At 41.7% G+C, this 16,688-nt stretch carries 14 protein-coding genes; 6 read left to right on the forward strand and 8 right to left on the reverse strand.

Annotated features, from left to right (window positions below):
• Positions 1-54 precede the first annotated feature (54 nt).
• Positions 55-2,394, forward strand: coding sequence for a PilZ domain-containing protein (locus tag L3V77_RS13850; RefSeq protein WP_275134673.1), 2,340 nt, complete (start codon positions 55-57; stop codon positions 2,392-2,394).
• A 60-nt stretch (positions 2,395-2,454) separates the two neighbouring features.
• On the opposite strand, the gene serB is transcribed toward L3V77_RS13850, so the two are convergent.
• Entirely contained in the window at positions 2,455-3,423 is a 969-nt protein-coding gene (gene serB / locus L3V77_RS13855; protein WP_275134674.1) for a phosphoserine phosphatase, read from the reverse strand.
• Positions 3,424-3,523: 100 nt separating this feature from the next.
• Here serB and L3V77_RS13860 point away from each other — a divergent pair, with 100 nt between their 5' ends.
• On the forward strand, positions 3,524-4,129 hold the full coding sequence (locus tag L3V77_RS13860) for a YtjB family periplasmic protein (protein ID WP_275134675.1): 606 nt from the start codon (positions 3,524-3,526) through the stop codon (positions 4,127-4,129).
• A 136-nt stretch (positions 4,130-4,265) separates the two neighbouring features.
• Here the strand turns inward: L3V77_RS13860 and deoD are convergent, their stop codons facing one another.
• The 7 genes from deoD to L3V77_RS13895 all read right to left on the reverse strand — a co-directional run bounded on the left by deoD (position 4,266) and on the right by L3V77_RS13895 (position 11,528).
• Positions 4,266-4,985 carry a purine-nucleoside phosphorylase gene (gene deoD / locus L3V77_RS13865; protein ID WP_275134676.1) on the reverse strand — a complete coding sequence of 240 codons (720 nt, stop codon included), beginning with the start codon at positions 4,983-4,985 and terminating at the stop codon, positions 4,266-4,268.
• A 133-nt stretch (positions 4,986-5,118) separates the two neighbouring features.
• Positions 5,119-6,339 carry a phosphopentomutase gene (gene deoB, locus L3V77_RS13870; protein ID WP_275134677.1) on the reverse strand — a complete coding sequence of 407 codons (1,221 nt, stop codon included), beginning with the start codon at positions 6,337-6,339 and terminating at the stop codon, positions 5,119-5,121.
• 55 nt (positions 6,340-6,394) lie between these two features.
• On the reverse strand, positions 6,395-7,726 hold the full coding sequence (gene deoA, locus L3V77_RS13875) for a thymidine phosphorylase (protein WP_275134678.1): 1,332 nt from the start codon (positions 7,724-7,726) through the stop codon (positions 6,395-6,397).
• A gap of 94 nt (positions 7,727-7,820) precedes the next feature.
• Positions 7,821-8,597: a deoxyribose-phosphate aldolase gene (deoC, locus tag L3V77_RS13880; protein ID WP_275134679.1), complete on the reverse strand. Its 777-nt coding sequence runs from the start codon at positions 8,595-8,597 to the stop codon at positions 7,821-7,823.
• Between the two features lie 535 nt (positions 8,598-9,132).
• A complete protein-coding gene (locus L3V77_RS13885; RefSeq protein WP_195704183.1) occupies positions 9,133-10,404 on the reverse strand; it encodes a NupC/NupG family nucleoside CNT transporter in 1,272 nt (423 codons plus the stop codon).
• Positions 10,405-10,594: 190 nt separating this feature from the next.
• The gene (locus L3V77_RS13890; protein ID WP_275136776.1) at positions 10,595-11,383 is read right to left on the reverse strand and encodes a TatD family hydrolase; all 789 of its coding nucleotides are present in this window, start codon (positions 11,381-11,383) and stop codon (positions 10,595-10,597) included.
• A gap of 7 nt (positions 11,384-11,390) precedes the next feature.
• Positions 11,391-11,528, reverse strand: coding sequence for a DUF5363 family protein (locus L3V77_RS13895; protein WP_275136777.1), 138 nt, complete (start codon positions 11,526-11,528; stop codon positions 11,391-11,393).
• 368 nt (positions 11,529-11,896) lie between these two features.
• On the opposite strand from L3V77_RS13895, the gene L3V77_RS13900 reads away from it, so the two are divergent.
• The 4 genes from L3V77_RS13900 (at position 11,897) to L3V77_RS13915 (ending at position 16,648) form a co-directional block, all read left to right on the forward strand.
• Positions 11,897-12,895, forward strand: coding sequence for a BMP family ABC transporter substrate-binding protein (locus L3V77_RS13900; protein WP_275134680.1), 999 nt, complete (start codon positions 11,897-11,899; stop codon positions 12,893-12,895).
• A gap of 104 nt (positions 12,896-12,999) precedes the next feature.
• Complete coding sequence (locus tag L3V77_RS13905) at positions 13,000-14,571, forward strand: ABC transporter ATP-binding protein (RefSeq protein WP_275134681.1); 1,572 nt, start codon at positions 13,000-13,002, stop codon at positions 14,569-14,571.
• Complete coding sequence (locus L3V77_RS13910) at positions 14,568-15,680, forward strand: ABC transporter permease (protein WP_275134682.1); 1,113 nt, start codon at positions 14,568-14,570, stop codon at positions 15,678-15,680. Before L3V77_RS13905 ends, L3V77_RS13910 begins: the two co-directional genes overlap by 4 nt.
• Before the next feature lie 2 nt (positions 15,681-15,682).
• Entirely contained in the window at positions 15,683-16,648 is a 966-nt protein-coding gene (locus tag L3V77_RS13915) for an ABC transporter permease (RefSeq protein ID WP_275134683.1), read from the forward strand.
• Positions 16,649-16,688: the final 40 nt, after the last annotated feature.

The raw sequence follows: 16,688 nt of genomic DNA on the forward strand, positions 1-16,688 counted from the left end.
TAGTAAGCCGATATATACTCAATAAACCTAACTGAGCACACTCTACCAGAAAAAATGCAACAATCTGAAATACTCTCTTTAGTAGAAAGATTAATTCCTGTTTATGGCTCTCCTGACTTCAATATAGTGTTAGAGCAGCTAACGTACGGTGAACCTGCGTCAGCAAAAGTGATTGCAAAAATGGAATTAAATCGACTGATGAACCCATGCACTAGGTCTATAGACTTGAGAGGGAGAGTTCAGGGTGAGTGTAGAGAATACAAATTGGACGGCCGAACACATTGGTTAGATGACGTTGCGATCAACTCATATCATAAAAAAATAAAACGATTTGGTAGTTATACCGAAGGGGTATACGAAGCAATGGTCAACACGAGAAATAATTTTCGTGTTATGCACCAGAATACAAAATCTAATTCTAGTTCTGGTTTAACCAACCCAGAAAGCCCGTTTGAAGTCGAACCTATCACACTAGGGTTGGTTCTGAACAGACAAGAAAAACGACTAAAAATGTCTACACAAGTAGATATTACATTGAGAAATGGTCAAAAGATTCATGCCTCCAGCGTTGATTTGTCCAATTCGGGCGTAAAACTCAAAGTGCCAAGTGCGTTCGACTATAACCTTGGCGAAATGGTTGAAATGCATTTTTTTCAGCTAGAGAAACAGAGCAAACTTAATGAGTTGAGCGCATCGCTTGATTATCGAATCATCGGTATAGAAGAGTGCTATGAAAACGATAGTATCCGATGGTTACGTGCCATCAAACTCACCGACACCCATATCATTGGTCGAGCCATCGACATCATGTTGAATAGCAACATTAAAAAAGCCAATCATGATAATCAAGATAAAATATTACAGTCAAGAGCCCATGGTTATGAACACGCTTACATCAAATACACCCGAAACCTACCTCTCTTTTTCTCAGGCACAGAATTAAAATACGCTCTTCTTAATGATTTCAATAAAGAGGTCTGGGATTACTGGCATGACGAACGATATCAACAAACACTAGGTTCTCTGTTTGATGCTTCACGAATGAATGAACTGACTAAATTCGGTGCTAAACATTCAAGTAATGTTATCTATACGTTTGTCCATGAACACCAAGATAAAGAGTTGCACTATTCACTGATGCTTCCAGAAGCCACCAGAGCCGAACGACAACTTTTTTGGCATACAGGCGCACGTAGAAATAGCTGGAAAGTTTATCGTATTCATATGCACGAACTTAGCCCTGAAGAGAAAAATAGCATCGCCGGTGTATATGCTAAGGCAGAAGAAGACAACATAACCCATTTTGGCCTATTACAGGAGATATCTAACGTGGAATCAGTAAGGGACTATCAACTAACTGAAAAGCCACCTTTAAACTCAAGCATATTGAATAAATTTAGACATTCTCGAAAAATCGTTGGTAGCCCGAAAGGTGTCTATTACGACGACGTATCACGTCGAAAGGAGCAACGTTTTAAATTTCGCTCCCCTATTGAAATTACTATAGACGGAAACGTGCCGATTGCGGGAGAAACAATTAACTTTTCGTCTCGCGGACTGTTTGTTTCTTTATCCCAACCTTTGCAGTGTAGGATTGGAAACACGATAAAGGTTAGTCTAAATGAGTTGCAGCAGTATGATCAATCTGCACCATTAACGCACATCCCCTATACCGTTGTGCGCATTAGCCCAAATGGGTTGAATATTCATTTGTCTCTGGAGGAGAACAGCCTCACAAACCGAGCAATGAATTTCCTAAAAAAACTCATTACCCATAATAAGAATAAGCTACCACTCACTGACGAAGAACTGCCTGAAATCGAGCTACTGCATACTATGTATGACATAGTACTACCCAGATTAGCCAGTACACCATTTTATATATCTAAAAAAGATAGTGTATTGCAACCAATCGCGATTGGCGTTAATTATCCGCTAGAGCCACACTTAAAAGTATTGGAAAAACTAGGGCATCAAAAAAACTTCTCTTTAGAGCCCATCTTTAAAAACAGAAGTGCAAGACTACTAAAAGACCCCATTCGTCCAGTCCCTGGGGCAAAACCGGTATACCATGACGTTTATATTGCCGTAATCAAGAATGACGACGAGATAGAAGCTATCTACACGAAGCTTTATGATGAGTTCCCGACACTTCAAGAAAGGTTGCGATTTATTAAGAAATCAAAACAACTGGGCGAGTTTTACGTATTGCGTATTAATGGTGTACCCGTCGAAAACACATCAACTAAGATTTTGATAAAAAAACTAAATGAACTTGCATCTTCAAGCATGCATCATGCAAGAGCGCTCGACAAAGAATTCAGCTCAATAGTTGGCTTTGGTGAAATCATAGACATAACGGAAGAAATATTAATTCGATTAGAACTAACTTAAGCGTCACCAAATCACCCTAAATACGACGATCTAGGGTAATTTAATTAAAGTGCTAGCACATTAAAAACTGATCTTCCGATGCTTAGCTAATAGACCCGATAGTATGCACATTATCCCACCGAGCCCCGCGTATCTTACCGACGTTTGAGCTTGTTGTTCAACTTTCGGTTTGGCATGATAGGCAATACCTAAACCGGCTACCTCCATCATCACTAAATCATTCGCGCCATCACCTACCGCAACAGTATTTTGTTGAGTAACACCATATTCTTCAGCAAGCTGTTGAAGAATATCAGCCTTCGCCTGAGCGGATACCACCCCTCCAATAACGGCACCGGTGAGCTTCCCATCAATAATTTCAAGCGTATTCGACTGTGCATGATCAAGCTTTAACTCTTGCTTTAAGTAATCAGAAAAATAAGTAAAACCACCAGAAGCAATGGCCGTTTTCCATCCAAACCCTTGTAGACTACTTATGAGTTCTCTCAAATCTGGCATCAATGGCAGCGTCGTTCTCACTTGATCTAAGATATCTTCGTCAGCGCCTTTTAAAGCCAATACTCGTTGCCTCAGGCTTTGCTCAAAATCTAACTCACCTTGCATGGCTCTTTCTGTTACTTCTGATACCTGTTCACCAACACCAGCCAATTTTGCGATCTCATCGATACACTCTATTTGTATAGCGGTAGAATCCATATCAAAAACGATAAGACCTGGTTGAGTTAGGTCTGGCACTTCGGAGAGAGAGGCGTAGTCAACCTTCAAGGCTTTGAGTACTTTTTCATGTTCATTTGTTAGTTCACCGGACATCAAAGCCACTTCATAATGTCCAACGCTCCACACTTCCAACACAGAATTATAGGTCTGCGTATGAAAATCAATATCCTCAAAGAGTTGAGGTGAAAGATAAGTCGAAAATACTACCCAACTTGCATTTTTTCTATCCAATTGGTTTGAAAGTCGGGTTTCAGGTAACCGTTGAATAAGTTTTGTCTGTTTTTTTATCGGTAAAGTTTTCACTGCGTCCATGCCCACTAAATTCACTTAAGCTAAACGTTAACCTATTGCAATTTCAAAAGGCAAGCGCCAATATGTAATTACATTGAAAAACAAAGAATAATGGTCAAAAATGAAACGTTCACTTTTCTCTATAGGTCTATTTCTAAAAAGTATCGCCATTATTTTTCTACTTTTAATATTTGGCTACATTGCACAAAACAGCGTTGTGATAAGTAAAGGTAACGAACAGATTCAGTCTCGCCAACTAGAAACGCTGACGAAAGTACTCGTATCTCAAGCATCTCTGTCTGCCAGTGATATGATCACAAACAGTGACCAAGAGCGGCTGCTGAAGCTAACGAATCAATTAGCCAGAGAACGACTCGTTTTTGATGCCACTATCTACGATTCGGAAGGTATTAAACTTGCGGCAAGTGAAGAAGCTAAATCAACCAGAGAGATATTAGGGTTAGACACGCCTTTAGAGACAGCAAGCATCGGTCGACTACAACTTGTAGAACCTATTTTTCACGATAAAAACCTGATTGGATATGTTCGCATAACGTTTGAAAAGGGGATGGTTACGGCTATTTCAGACCATCATTACCGTAATAGTGATCGCTATATGTATGTCATGATAATAATTAGTTTTTTGAGTGGTATGTTAATCACATTAATCTTGATTAGAAAACCAAAAAATAAACAGGAAAACCTATTAGTAAAGGAACGAGAATAATAGGTTGGAGTCGCGCCAGTTATTACATACAACGGATTCGCTCCTCCAAACCCGTTAGGCCATTTTTGTCACTACGATTGCATAAAAAAGCTCTGATTTAAAATCAGAGCTTTTTAGTTTGAAGCATATCGATACTTTAGTCTTTATCACCCAGCAATACTGAATCTAGTGCTATTAGCATCATCTCATTAAACGTGGTAGCACGCTCTTCAGAAGTGGTTTGCTCACCGCTCTTAATATGGTCCGATACGGTACAAATCGCTAATGCTTTGGCACCATACTCCGCCGCAACACCATAGATACCTGCTGCTTCCATTTCAACGCCAACGATGCCGTACTTGTCCATTACGTCGAACATGCTTGGATCCGGTGTGTAGAAAAGTTCAGCTGAGAATAAGTTGCCCACTTTCACGTCGATACCACGAGCTTTTGCCGCTTCTTCAGCTGCCTTGACCATTTTATAGTCTGCAATAGCAGCAAAGTCATGACCTTTGAAACGAATACGGTTAACTTTAGAGTCCGTACTTGCCCCCATACCAATAACAACATCGCGAACCTTGATGTCTTCGCTTACTGCGCCACAACTGCCTACACGAATAATTTTCTTAACACCAAAATCTTTGATTAGCTCAGTAACATAGATAGAACATGATGGGATCCCCATTCCATGACCCATAACTGAGATCTTACGTCCTTTATATGTACCAGTGTAACCAAACATATTACGAACATCACACACTTGAACAACGTCGTCTAAGAATGTTTCCGCAATGTATTTGGCACGTAGTGGATCACCTGGCATTAAAACGACATCAGCAAAAGCACCCATTTCAGCGTTAATATGTGGAGTTGCCATTAATTTATTCCTTTGTAGGTTTTAAATAGCTCCTATCTCTAAGGTTCTTTGCCCTAAGAGAAGCACACATTGTGCAGGAACTAACAATCATAAACTGTTGTTGAGTAACCTGAGGCAACCCAACAACGCTCTATTACAAAAAGCTTTTTCCGTAATCCATATCAGAGGTACCGAAATACTCTGCTAGGCTCTGGCCAATGTCCGCAAACGTCTCGCGGCGACCTAAAGAACCTGCTGGAATCTTTTTACCATATACAAGAACAGGGATATGTTCACGAGTATGGTCACTTCCTGGCCAGGTTGGGTCACAACCATGGTCAGCCGTCAGTATCAAGACATCATCTTCTTCAAGAATCTCTATCATCTCTGGAAGTCTTTTATCAAAATATTCTAACGCTGCAGCGTAACCTGCTACATCACGACGATGGCCGTAAGACGAGTCGAAATCGACAAAGTTAGTGAATATAATAGTATTATCACCTGCTTCTTTTACTTGTTCTAAAGACGCATCAAATAGCTCTTCTAGACCCGTTTTCTTCACTTTCTTGGTGATCCCGCAGCCCGCATAAATATCGGCTATCTTACCTATCGATACTACTTCTCCACCTTTTTCTTCTACAAGCTTTTGCAGAACAGTCGTGGCTGGTGGCTCTAAAGATAAGTCACGGCGGTTTCCCGTACGTGCAAATTCGCCCGCTTTCGCACCAATAAATGGACGAGCAATTACGCGACCAATATTGTAATCTTCAAGCTCTTCGCGAACAATGTGACAAAGATCTAATAAGTTATCTAGGCCATATGTCTCTTCATGACACGCGATCTGGAATACTGAATCTGCAGAGGTATAAAAAATCGGCTTTCCTGAAGCCATATGTTCTTCACCCAACTCGTCAAGAACAACCGTACCAGATGAATGACAGTTTCCCAGGTAACCGGGTAAGTTCGCACGTTTTACAATTTTATCTAACAGGACTTCTGGAAAGCTGTTGGTATTATCAGAGAAATACCCCCAGTCAAATAACACAGGAACACCAGCGATTTCCCAATGACCAGATGGTGTATCTTTACCTGAAGACATCTCAGCCGCATGACCATACGCACCGATAATCTCAGCGTGCTCATCTAAGCCTTCAGGAAAGCGTCCTGTTGACTCTTGAGATGCTAGGCCAAGCCCCATCTTAGAAAGGTTTGGTAACGTAAGTGGCCCTTTACGGTTTTCGTTGTCAGCCAATCCTTTTGCACAGTGTTCTGCAATGTGTCCAAGAGTATCTGAGCCAACATCGCCAAATTTGTCCGCATCGGCTGTCGCGCCAATACCAAATGAATCTAAAACTAAAATAATTGATCTTTTCATTTTTGCTCTCCGTCAGAAGAAATAGTCAATGTGGTCACCTGAATAATGGGCAAAATCACACATCTTCCGCGCGTATTTGGCGGTACACATTTGGGGTTGAAATATATGGGGCATTACCTACAACAATGGCTTTCTGTAACGCCGTTGCTGCTTCTTGCCACTGCTCTTCATTGCGTGCGTGAATGATGGCTAAAGGTTTGTCTTCATTAGCCGTTTCACCTAAACGAATAAAGCGATTAAAACCTACAGCATAGTCGATCGTGTCGGTTGCAACACGACGGCCTCCACCCATACCAACAACTGCCATACCGATTGCTCGAGTATCCATAGCGGATACAACACCACTCTCTTTTGCATAAACAGGCTTGATAATTTCAGCTTTATCGAGATAGTTATCGTAGTTTTCAACAAAATCGATTGGACCACCTAGGCCCGCCACCATTTTACCAAAGCAATGTGCTGCGCTACCGTTATCTAATACGGCTTGTAGCTTCTTGCGCGCATCATCTTCATCTGTTGCCAATTTAGCTAATACTAACATTTCAACACATGATGCCATTGTCACTTCAAATAGGCGCGGATTTCGATATTCACCCGTTAAGAACTGAACGGCTTCACGAACTTCAACGGCATTCCCCGCGGAAGACGCCAGTACTTGGTTCATATCGGTTAAGATTGCTGTTGTCTTGGTTCCAGCACCATTAGCAACGGCAACAATTGACTTTGCTAACTCTTCAGATGCTTCATAGGTCGGCATAAATGCACCTGAACCGACTTTCACATCCATTACTAGAGATTCTAATCCTGCGGCTAGCTTCTTAGAAAGAATAGAAGCCGTAATTAGAGAAATATTATCAACGGTCGCTGTGATATCACGAGTTGCATACACACGTTTGTCCGCTGGTGCTAAGTCACCCGTTTGACCAATAATGGCAACGCCAGCTTCTTTTGTCACTTGGCCGAATACTTCATTGGTTGGCGTTATATTATAACCAGGTATAGATTCAAGCTTATCTAGAGTACCACCAGTGTGACCAAGGCCTCGACCCGATATCATAGGGACAAAACCGCCACATGCTGCCACCATAGGGCCAAGCATTAAAGAGGTTACGTCACCGACACCACCGGTAGAATGTTTGTCTACTATCGGGCCACCAAAATTCATGTGGTCCCAATCGATGACCATGCCAGAATCTCGCATTGCACAAGTTAAGGCAATACGTTCAGGCATCGTCATTTCATTAAAAAATATAGCCATTGCAAAAGCGGCTATTTGACCTTCAGATACTGTGTTTTTTGCGACACCTTGAATGAAAAAATCTATTTCTTCATTCGTCAACACTTCGCCATCGCGCTTTTTACGGATAATTTCTTGTGGTAAGTACATTAGAATTGTCCTGCTTTAAAATTAAAAAAAGGAATCATTCCCCTAAAGATACGATAGTTTACGAGAACCTATCCCTAGGGGCGTTTTCTTCTATTTAGTAAGCGCTTGGATCCGCAACTTCTTTCGTTACTTCTAATGTATTGAGTAAGCTAGTTAATAAGCTTGATGCACCAAAGCGGTAATGCATATTATCCGCCCATTCAGCACCAAGAATATCGTCTGCCATCGCAAGAAAGGCAGCAGCATCTTCAGCTGTTCGTACTCCACCCGCTGGTTTGAAGCCAACCTTTTCAGCTACACCCATATCGCGAATAACTTTCAACATTATTTCTGCTGCTTCTGGTGTCGCATTAACAGGCACTTTACCCGTCGACGTTTTAATGAAATTTGCACCAGCGTCAATAGAAAGCTCTGACGCGCGCTTAATGAGTGCTTCTGTTCTAAGTTCACCCGTTTCTATGATCACTTTTAGTAAAGTATCACCACACGCTTCTTTACATTGTTTTACCAACTCAAAACCTGTCTTCTCATCCCCAGCAATAAGCGTACGGTAAGGGAATACAACATCAACTTCATCAGCGCCATAAGCGATAGCCGCTTTTGTCTCTGCTACTGCGATAGCAATGTCGTCATTACCATGAGGAAAGTTTGTAACCGTTGCAATGCGAACGTCAGGCGTACCTTGTTCACGAAGTGTTTTCTTAGCAATTGGTATAAAACGAGGGTATATACATATCGCAGCCGTATTACCTACCGCTGTTTTCGCATCATGACAAAGCGCAATCACTTTTTCATCAGTGTCGTCATCATTTAGCGTCGTTAAATCCATAAGTTTTAGTGCACGTAGAGCTGCAGCTTTTAATTCGCTCATTTCTATCTCCGATCAAAATATTCAATTTGTTTACCGAAAAGCGTACTCAGTCCAATCTAGTATAGATGGTAGTGTATGAATCGCTTTTAGGTTACGAAATGAACGGACTTGGTTCCTTGAAGACTTAGTAACGATTCCGTCGAATCAACCTACTAATTGCTATCCCTGTCACCGCACAGTACCAATTTGTCTAATGGCACAACAATCTGTGATTGCGGTGTTTATCTAAGGTAATACGTCGTGTATTACCTACTGGAAAAATATGACGTATTCACTTGCTTGTGTTCTCGTTTTTCTATCTATCCAGATCACAAGCTAATACGTTTTCCAGATGTATATATTATAGCCATTACAACAGAATGTGATAGGGGTATCATTTAACGCAAACGTTTTGTATCTCAAAAAAGTTCAAATAAACGCTGTGGCGTAACTGTTTTTCAATTTTGTTTGGCTTAAGACAACAAAAAACCGTAGCAATTTCTTGCTACGGTTTTGATTCAGCATTATCTGTACTGTTCTCTATATTGCGACAAACTTAGAATGCAGCAAGAGAGATACAGAAACCAGCAATAGTTGCAGCCATTAGGTTAGACAATGTACCAGCAACAACCGCTTTAATACCCATACGTGCGATATCATGGCGACGACCTGGTGCAATACCACCCAAACCACCTAATAGAATGGCGATAGATGATAAGTTTGCAAAACCACATAGTGCGAACGAGATGATTGCCGTCGTTTTCTCAGTCATTACTAGACCTGTTGCCGCGACTACCTGAGCATTTTCACCCACGTACGGTACAAAGTTCAAGTAAGCAACGAATTCGTTAACGATAGTTTTCTGACCGATGAAAGAACCCGCCAGTGTCGCTTCTTCCCAAGGCACACCGATAAGGAATGCAAGAGGAGCGAAGATCCAACCAAGAAGAAGTTCTAGGCTTAATGATTCCATACCGAACCAACCACCGATGCCACCAAGGATACCGTTGACTAGCGCAATTAGGCCGATGAATGCGATAAGCATTGCACCTACGTTAAGCGCAAGTTGCAAACCAGCAGACGCGCCGCCAGCAGCTGCATCAATAACGTTAGCAGGTTTATCATCGCCACCGTCAAGAGCATCTGCAACATCACTAGCAAATTCTTCAGTTTCAGGTTTGATTATCTTAGCAAACAGTAATCCACCAGGTGCGGCCATGAAAGAGGCTGCGACTAGGTATTCTAGAGGAACACCCATTGAAGCATACCCAGCAAGTACACCACCTGCTACTGACGCTAAACCACCACACATTACTGCAAACAGCTCAGATTGAGTCATTTTAGGAACAAACGGACGAACCACTAAAGGTGCTTCAGTTTGACCTACGAAAATGTTAGCTGCTGCGGACATAGATTCAGCTTGAGACGTACCCAAAGCTTTTTCTAATGCGCCACCAAGAATTTTGATTACCCACTGCATTGCGCCGATGTAGTAAAGCACAGATATTAGTGAAGAGAAGAAGATTAGTGTAGGTAGCACTTGGAATGCGAAAATAAAACCAAGACCATCTACTGAAAAGCTCACTAGGTTACCGAAAAGGAAACTAGTACCGCTTTTGCCGAAATCGATCACGCTAGCGACACCGCTAGAGAAACCACCGAGTAAATCTTTACCCCAAGGCACGTATAGTACGAATGCACCTAGAATAAATTGGATAGCGAATGCACCACCCACAGTTCTTACATTTATTGCTTTGCGGTTGTCGGATAGAAGTACTGCGATTGCAATGAGTACTACCATGCCGATTAGGCTCATAAACAGGCTCATGGTTTATGGCTTCCTTATTTAGTTAAATGGCGTGTGATAAAATTGGTGCTAAAAAGCGAGGCGATTATAAACAGACCCCAAGATATAAAGTAATGGCAAAGTCACACTTTTGTACTGCACTCACCATTGATTCATACAGAAGTGTGAACGCAATCGCATTTACATCAGAAAACGTTCAACAATGAAACATTTAACTACATTCTCGTTCACAAATTGCATACATCGACTTGCTATTTTCAAAAACCTGCTCTGCAATCGTTTGCTCAGATTCACTTCGGAGCACGTTCAGTTCATTTAGTATGAGTTTTAAATTCTTGGGGTGATTTATTTCACCTTGGCGACCCAAAATCGGCATGTCAGGTGAATCCGTTTCTAACACCAACGAACGAAGAGGTAATTGAGAAATGGCGTCACGTGTCTTTTTGGCTCTAGGGTATGTAATCGACCCACCAACACCAATATGAAAACCGAGGTTAATATATTCCATTGCCTGCTGATAACTCCCGGTAAAAGCATGAATCACTCCACCATAGCGAGCTTTATTTTTTTTCAGTAACTTGATTATATCTTGGTGTGCCTTTCTGGAATGGAGAATCAATGGAAGATGGTATTTATTGGCTAATCTAATCTGTTCTATAAATAACTGTTTTTGAACCCCCTCGGACTTGCGAGATTGATAAAAATCTAGCCCACATTCTCCTACAGCAACACAACGACTACTTCTGCCTGATAATAATGTATCCAATAATTCAATATGTTCATCCAAATGCTGGTCAATGAAATAGGGATGCAACCCCAGAGAGAAAAACACTCCTCTACTAGTATTGCTGAGCATCTCTACTCTTTTCCAATTAAAAGCGCCACAACCAGGAACAAGAAACTTAACAACCCCAAATCGCCTTGCTATAGCGATCTCTTCTTCTACATCTTCTAAGAATTCATCTCTATCTAAATGGCAGTGTGTATCGAAAAGTTTTATATGATCCTCATTCATTTTTTTTCTCTTTTGGCTCAAAAATATCTTCTTTTTTTATTGGTACACAGCAACGTTTTTGTTCTGGTGTTAAACCAAGCGATTTACACCATTCATCATAACGCTTAATGGCCTTTTTAAAATTCTTGATCATAATCATATCTCCTAAAAACCAACACACTCTTTCAGTAACCCTATATCCCTTTAGCCTTTATTCTTACCTTTTCTTCTAGAAAACGCCTAATTTGTGAGAGCTAGAATCCAGAGCTGGAATGCAACCAAGACACCCTACCCCACGAAAACGTGATCCAGACCAAGAATTATCGTACTACGATGTTCTATTACCTAGTTTACCTGTGAGCGAAACGCTTTTTTTTTTGCCAAGCAAACGATAAACTTACGGGCGATAACTGTTTATGTGTACATAATTGCACAAGACCATCAACGCAGTTGCATATAAATATAAATGGCACTCATTTGTTCGTTTGAGTTTGGGATAAAAACATAGGGATTCTTACAGTGAAAAAAACTACTCTTAAGCTATCTGCATTAGCACTAGCAGTATCTTCTTTTAGCGTGTTCGCAGCACCAAAACCAGCCGTTATTTACGATACAGCAGGCAAATTTGACAAGTCTTTTAACGAAGCTGTTTATCAAAATGGTGTGAAAGTATTAGAAACTGAAAAAGGCATTAAAGTTCGCGAATTTGAGCCACAAAATGAAGCTCAGCGTGAACAAGGTCTTCGACGTTTAGCAAGCCGCGGTTTTAGCCCAATCGTAGCAGTTGGATTCAACATGGCGTCAGCAGTAGAGAAAGTGGCTACTGAGTTCCCTGAAATCAAATTCACCATCATTGATATGGTCGTTGATAAGCCAAACGTTCAGTCTATTGTGTTTAAAGAGCATGAAGGTTCATTCCTTGTTGGTGCTTTAGCCGCAAAACAATCTAAAACGGCAACCGTTGGTTTTATTGGTGGTATGGATATTCCACTAATTCGTAAGTTTGCTTGTGGTTATGAGCAAGGTGCAAAATACGCTAACGCTGATGCTACAGTGCTTCAAAACATGACAGGTTCAACTCCTGCTGCTTTTGCTGACCCAGCAAAGGGTTCTGAACTTGCTAAATCACAGTTCTCTAAAGGCGCTGACGTAATTTACGCGGCCGCTGGTGGTACTGGCCTTGGTGTTTATCAAGCAGCAAAAGATGCGGGTAAATTCGCTATCGGTGTTGATGCTAACCAAAACCATCTTCAGCCAGGCACCATGCTAACGTCTATGGTTAAACGTGTTGGTATTGCAGCCAAAGATGCTTGGATTGCAGACATGGATGGAAAATGGAAACCAGGGATTAAAGTTCTTGGTCTTAAAGAGGGTGGTGTTGCTTGGGCTCTAGACTCAAACAACGAAGGCCTAATTACTCCAGAAATGAAAGCGTATGTGGAAGGTATTGAAGCAGACATCATCTCAGGAAAGATCGCTGTACATGACTACATGTCAGACAATACTTGTAACTACTAATCATAAAGTTATCAGTTATTAGATGATCTTTACGCCGTTGCTCTTAGTTCAAAAACTTTAAGCAACGGCGTACTCATTTTTATTTTGCAGTTCAGGAATTTCACGTGACTCAAGTTCAAAATTTTGCCATTGAACTAAATCAGATAAATAAGCGTTTTGGCGCAGTACACGCCAACCGTGATATTGATCTTAAAGTTCCCGCGGGCACCATTCACGGCATTATCGGTGAAAATGGTGCGGGTAAATCCACGTTAATGAGCATCATTTACGGTTTTTACCATGCCGATACCGGCTCTATGCTCGTTAATAATAAAAACTACAAACCATCCAATTCTCAAGAAGCAATTAGTTCCGGTATTGGTATGGTTCATCAGCATTTCATGTTGGTGGAAACTTTCACCGTTTTGGAAAACATTATTTTAGGCGCAGAGAATGGCTGGAAATTAGAAGAGAGCTTGAAATCTGCTCGTAAAAAGCTCGTTCAAATTGAAAAAGATTATGGCTTAGAGGTTCCTCTTGACGCGATTGTGGGAGATTTACCTGTAGGTTTACAACAACGCGTGGAAATTCTAAAAGCATTATATCGTGATGCCAAAATACTTATACTTGATGAGCCTACAGGTGTACTAACACCACAAGAAGCCGACCACCTTTTCACTATCCTTGACAAGCTTCGTGCACAAGGCACCACCGTTATGATTATTACGCATAAATTGCGTGAGGTCCTCGCCATCACAGATAACATATCTGTGATGCGCCAAGGTACGATGGTTGACCATGTTGTGACTGCAGATACTAATCAAGATCAACTTGCTGAACTCATGGTTGGACGTAAAGTTCGACTTAAAGTAGAAAAACAACCAGCACAACCAAAACAAGCTCGAATCAAGGTCAATAAACTGAGTTACTTTGATCATAGCAAAGTGCAAAGAATAAAAGAGATCAGCTTTTCCGTTCGTGAGGGTGAGATTGTCGGTATTGCTGGTGTCTCTGGTAACGGTCAATCTGAAATCCTCGGCCTGCTTTCTGGCATCCTAAAACCAGCGTCAGGGAGCATTGAACTTAATGGCAATATCCTTACGGCTGAAAAACCTAGCGACCCACAACAAGTTCGTGCTATGGGTGTTGGGCATATTCCGGAAGATAGGCATAAACAAGGCTTAATTAACAAGTTTGAAGCACAAGAAGCTTATATTCTTGGTTATCATAATCTACCAAAATACAATAAAGGTTTACTCCAAGATAAAGAATCGATTAAAACGCTTTGTCAGTCTAGCATGGACAAATGGGATGTTCGCCCAAATGATGTCACGCTCAAGACAGCCAATTTCTCTGGCGGCAATCAGCAGAAACTCGTTATTGCAAGAGAAATGGAAGAGAATCCTAACGTTCTACTCGTTGGTCAACCCACTCGCGGTGTTGATATCGGTGCCATCGAATATATCCACCAACAGATAATAATGAGCCGCGACGCAGGCAAAGCTGTATTACTCGTTTCTGTCGAACTAGATGAAATATTAAGTCTTGCAGACCGTATTATCGTGGTGTTTGACGGCAACATTGTTGGTGAAGTACAAGCAGACCAAGCCGATGAAAAAACACTAGGATTAATGATGGCGAACATCATGCCTGAACATCTTAAAAACAACAGTGAATCCCAAGGAGAAGCATCATGAGTCAGGCTAAAATTCCTGCTTGGGTAACCGTTGCGTTACTGCCTGCCATAAATGTAATGGTGGCATTTTTAGTTTCAGCGTTATTGTTTATTTATATAGACATTAGCCCTATCGACGCCGCCAAAGTGATGTGGACCGGTGCATTTGGTTACGCTGAAGGTTTTGGTTATACGCTATATTACGCCACTGGTTTTATTTTTACTGGACTTGCAGTATCGGTGGCATTTAATGCCAGCCTTTTCAATATCGGTGGAGAAGGACAAGCCTATATTGGTGGCCTAGGTGTTGGCTTAGTCTGCCTTACCTTAGGTGAATATGCGCCTTGGTATATCACTTTCCCTGTCGCGATTATCGTCGGTGGGCTCTTTGGTGCCGCATGGGCCTTCATCCCTGCTTACCTACAGGCGAAAAGAGGTTCACATATCGTGATTACCACGATTATGTTTAACTTTATTGCCGCCTCATTGATGGCTTATCTTTTAGTCGATGTTTTAAAACCTGAAAACACGATGGCCACAGAAAGTAGGGTTTTTGCCGTCAGCAGTTGGCTACCAAAAATGCACGAAATGGTTGCAGTGTTTGGATTCGACATTGCCCCTAGCCCACTAAACTTGAGTTTTGTATTTGCTCTACTCTGCTGTGTTTTTGTTTGGTTGTTTATATGGCATACACGTTGGGGCTATGAATTAAGAGCGGTTGGTGCAAACCCATCTGCATCTGGATACGCTGGTATTAATTACGTACGAGTCGTGGTTATCACCATGCTGATATCTGGCATGCTAGCTGGCTTTTTTGGTCTCAATGTTCTTCAGGGAGAGCTGCATCAGATAAAACTGAATTTTGTAGAAGGATTCGGTTTTACAGGTATTGCGGTTGCCTTAATGGGACGTAATCATCCTGTAGGGGTATTACTAGCCAGTTTGCTATTTGGCTTTCTCTATCAAGGTGGAGCAGAACTGAGTTTTGAATACGGTGTAGACCGAAATATCGTTGTGGTATTGCAAGGATTGGTTATTCTTTTCTCTGGTGCATTAGAACATATGTTCCAACCATCCCTCGAGCGTACTTATCTTAGAGTGTTCGGTAAAACTAAAACTGGAGCAGCTTAATCATGTTTGAAACGATTATATTGATGCTTGATGCAACCATACGTGTTGCGACTCCTCTCATATTGGCAGCACTTGCGGGTATGGTAAGTGAACGCTCCGGTATTGTTAACATCGCTTTAGAAGGTAAATTGCTAGCTTCAGCGTTTGCAGGTGCAGCAGCAGCCCATGTGACTGGATCTGCATGGCTTGGGTTGTTTGCTGGTATTTCTGTCTCTATATTACTTGCCCTCTTACACGGCTTTGCTTCGATAACCCATAGAGGTGATCAAGTTGTGAGTGGTATGGCGATAAATATTTTAGCGGCTGGCCTTACTGTTACTTTGGGGCGTCATTGGTTCCATCAGGGTGGTCAAACTCCAGCGCTATCTGGAGATGCACGCTTTGCACCAATCCACTTACCTGGCGCTGATTCATTAGCGGACACCCCTATAATTGGCCTCCTTTATTCAGAGCTATTAAGTGGTCACTCCGCACTAGAGTACCTTGTTATTCTTATTGTGCCTCTAACGTGGTTTATCATGTATAAAACTCGTTTTGGTCTAAGACTACGTGCTGTAGGCGAATCACCCAGTGCTGTTGATACGGCTGGTATTTCTGTGGTTAAAATGCGCTATCTTGCGATGATCCTTTGCGGAACTTTAGTCGGGATTGGCGGTGTGTACCTTTCTGTTGGGCAGACAGCACAGTTTATTCCAAACATGAGTGCAGGCAAGGGTTATATGGCGCTAGCCGCATTGATCTTTGGTAAGTGGAAACCTATTACTGCAATGGCGGCTTGTCTGTTATTTGGCTTCCTTGATGCCCTGGCGATTCGTTTGCAAGGGGTAACTATTGGTGACTTCCCGATTCCGGTTCAAGCAATAGAAGCCATTCCTTATGTTCTCACCGTATTCCTACTTGCTGGTTTCATTGGTAAAGCCATTGGACCAAAAGCGGTTGGTGTTCCATACACCAAAGAGCGTGAATAACAGCTTTAGAGCGATAAAAAAACGGAGCCATTTGGCTCCG

Source organism: Vibrio sp. DW001, from assembly GCF_029016285.1.
GTDB lineage: Bacteria > Pseudomonadota > Gammaproteobacteria > Enterobacterales > Vibrionaceae > Vibrio.

Excerpts from the sequence above, each read along its gene's own strand:
- L3V77_RS13915 (WP_275134683.1), top strand. The coding sequence starts at position 15,683 with ATGTTTGAAACGATTATATTGATGCTTGATGCAACCATACGTGTTGCG.
- deoC (WP_275134679.1), bottom strand. The coding sequence starts at position 8,597 with ATGAGCGAATTAAAAGCTGCAGCTCTACGTGCACTAAAACTTATGGAT.
- L3V77_RS13860 (WP_275134675.1), top strand. The coding sequence starts at position 3,524 with ATGAAACGTTCACTTTTCTCTATAGGTCTATTTCTAAAAAGTATCGCC.
- deoA (WP_275134678.1), bottom strand. The coding sequence starts at position 7,726 with ATGTACTTACCACAAGAAATTATCCGTAAAAAGCGCGATGGCGAAGTG.
- serB (WP_275134674.1), bottom strand. The coding sequence starts at position 3,423 with ATGGACGCAGTGAAAACTTTACCGATAAAAAAACAGACAAAACTTATT.
- deoB (WP_275134677.1), bottom strand. The coding sequence starts at position 6,339 with ATGAAAAGATCAATTATTTTAGTTTTAGATTCATTTGGTATTGGCGCG.
- L3V77_RS13850 (WP_275134673.1), top strand. The coding sequence starts at position 55 with ATGCAACAATCTGAAATACTCTCTTTAGTAGAAAGATTAATTCCTGTT.
- deoD (WP_275134676.1), bottom strand. The coding sequence starts at position 4,985 with ATGGCAACTCCACATATTAACGCTGAAATGGGTGCTTTTGCTGATGTC.
- L3V77_RS13910 (WP_275134682.1), top strand. The coding sequence starts at position 14,568 with ATGAGTCAGGCTAAAATTCCTGCTTGGGTAACCGTTGCGTTACTGCCT.
- L3V77_RS13885 (WP_195704183.1), bottom strand. The coding sequence starts at position 10,404 with ATGAGCCTGTTTATGAGCCTAATCGGCATGGTAGTACTCATTGCAATC.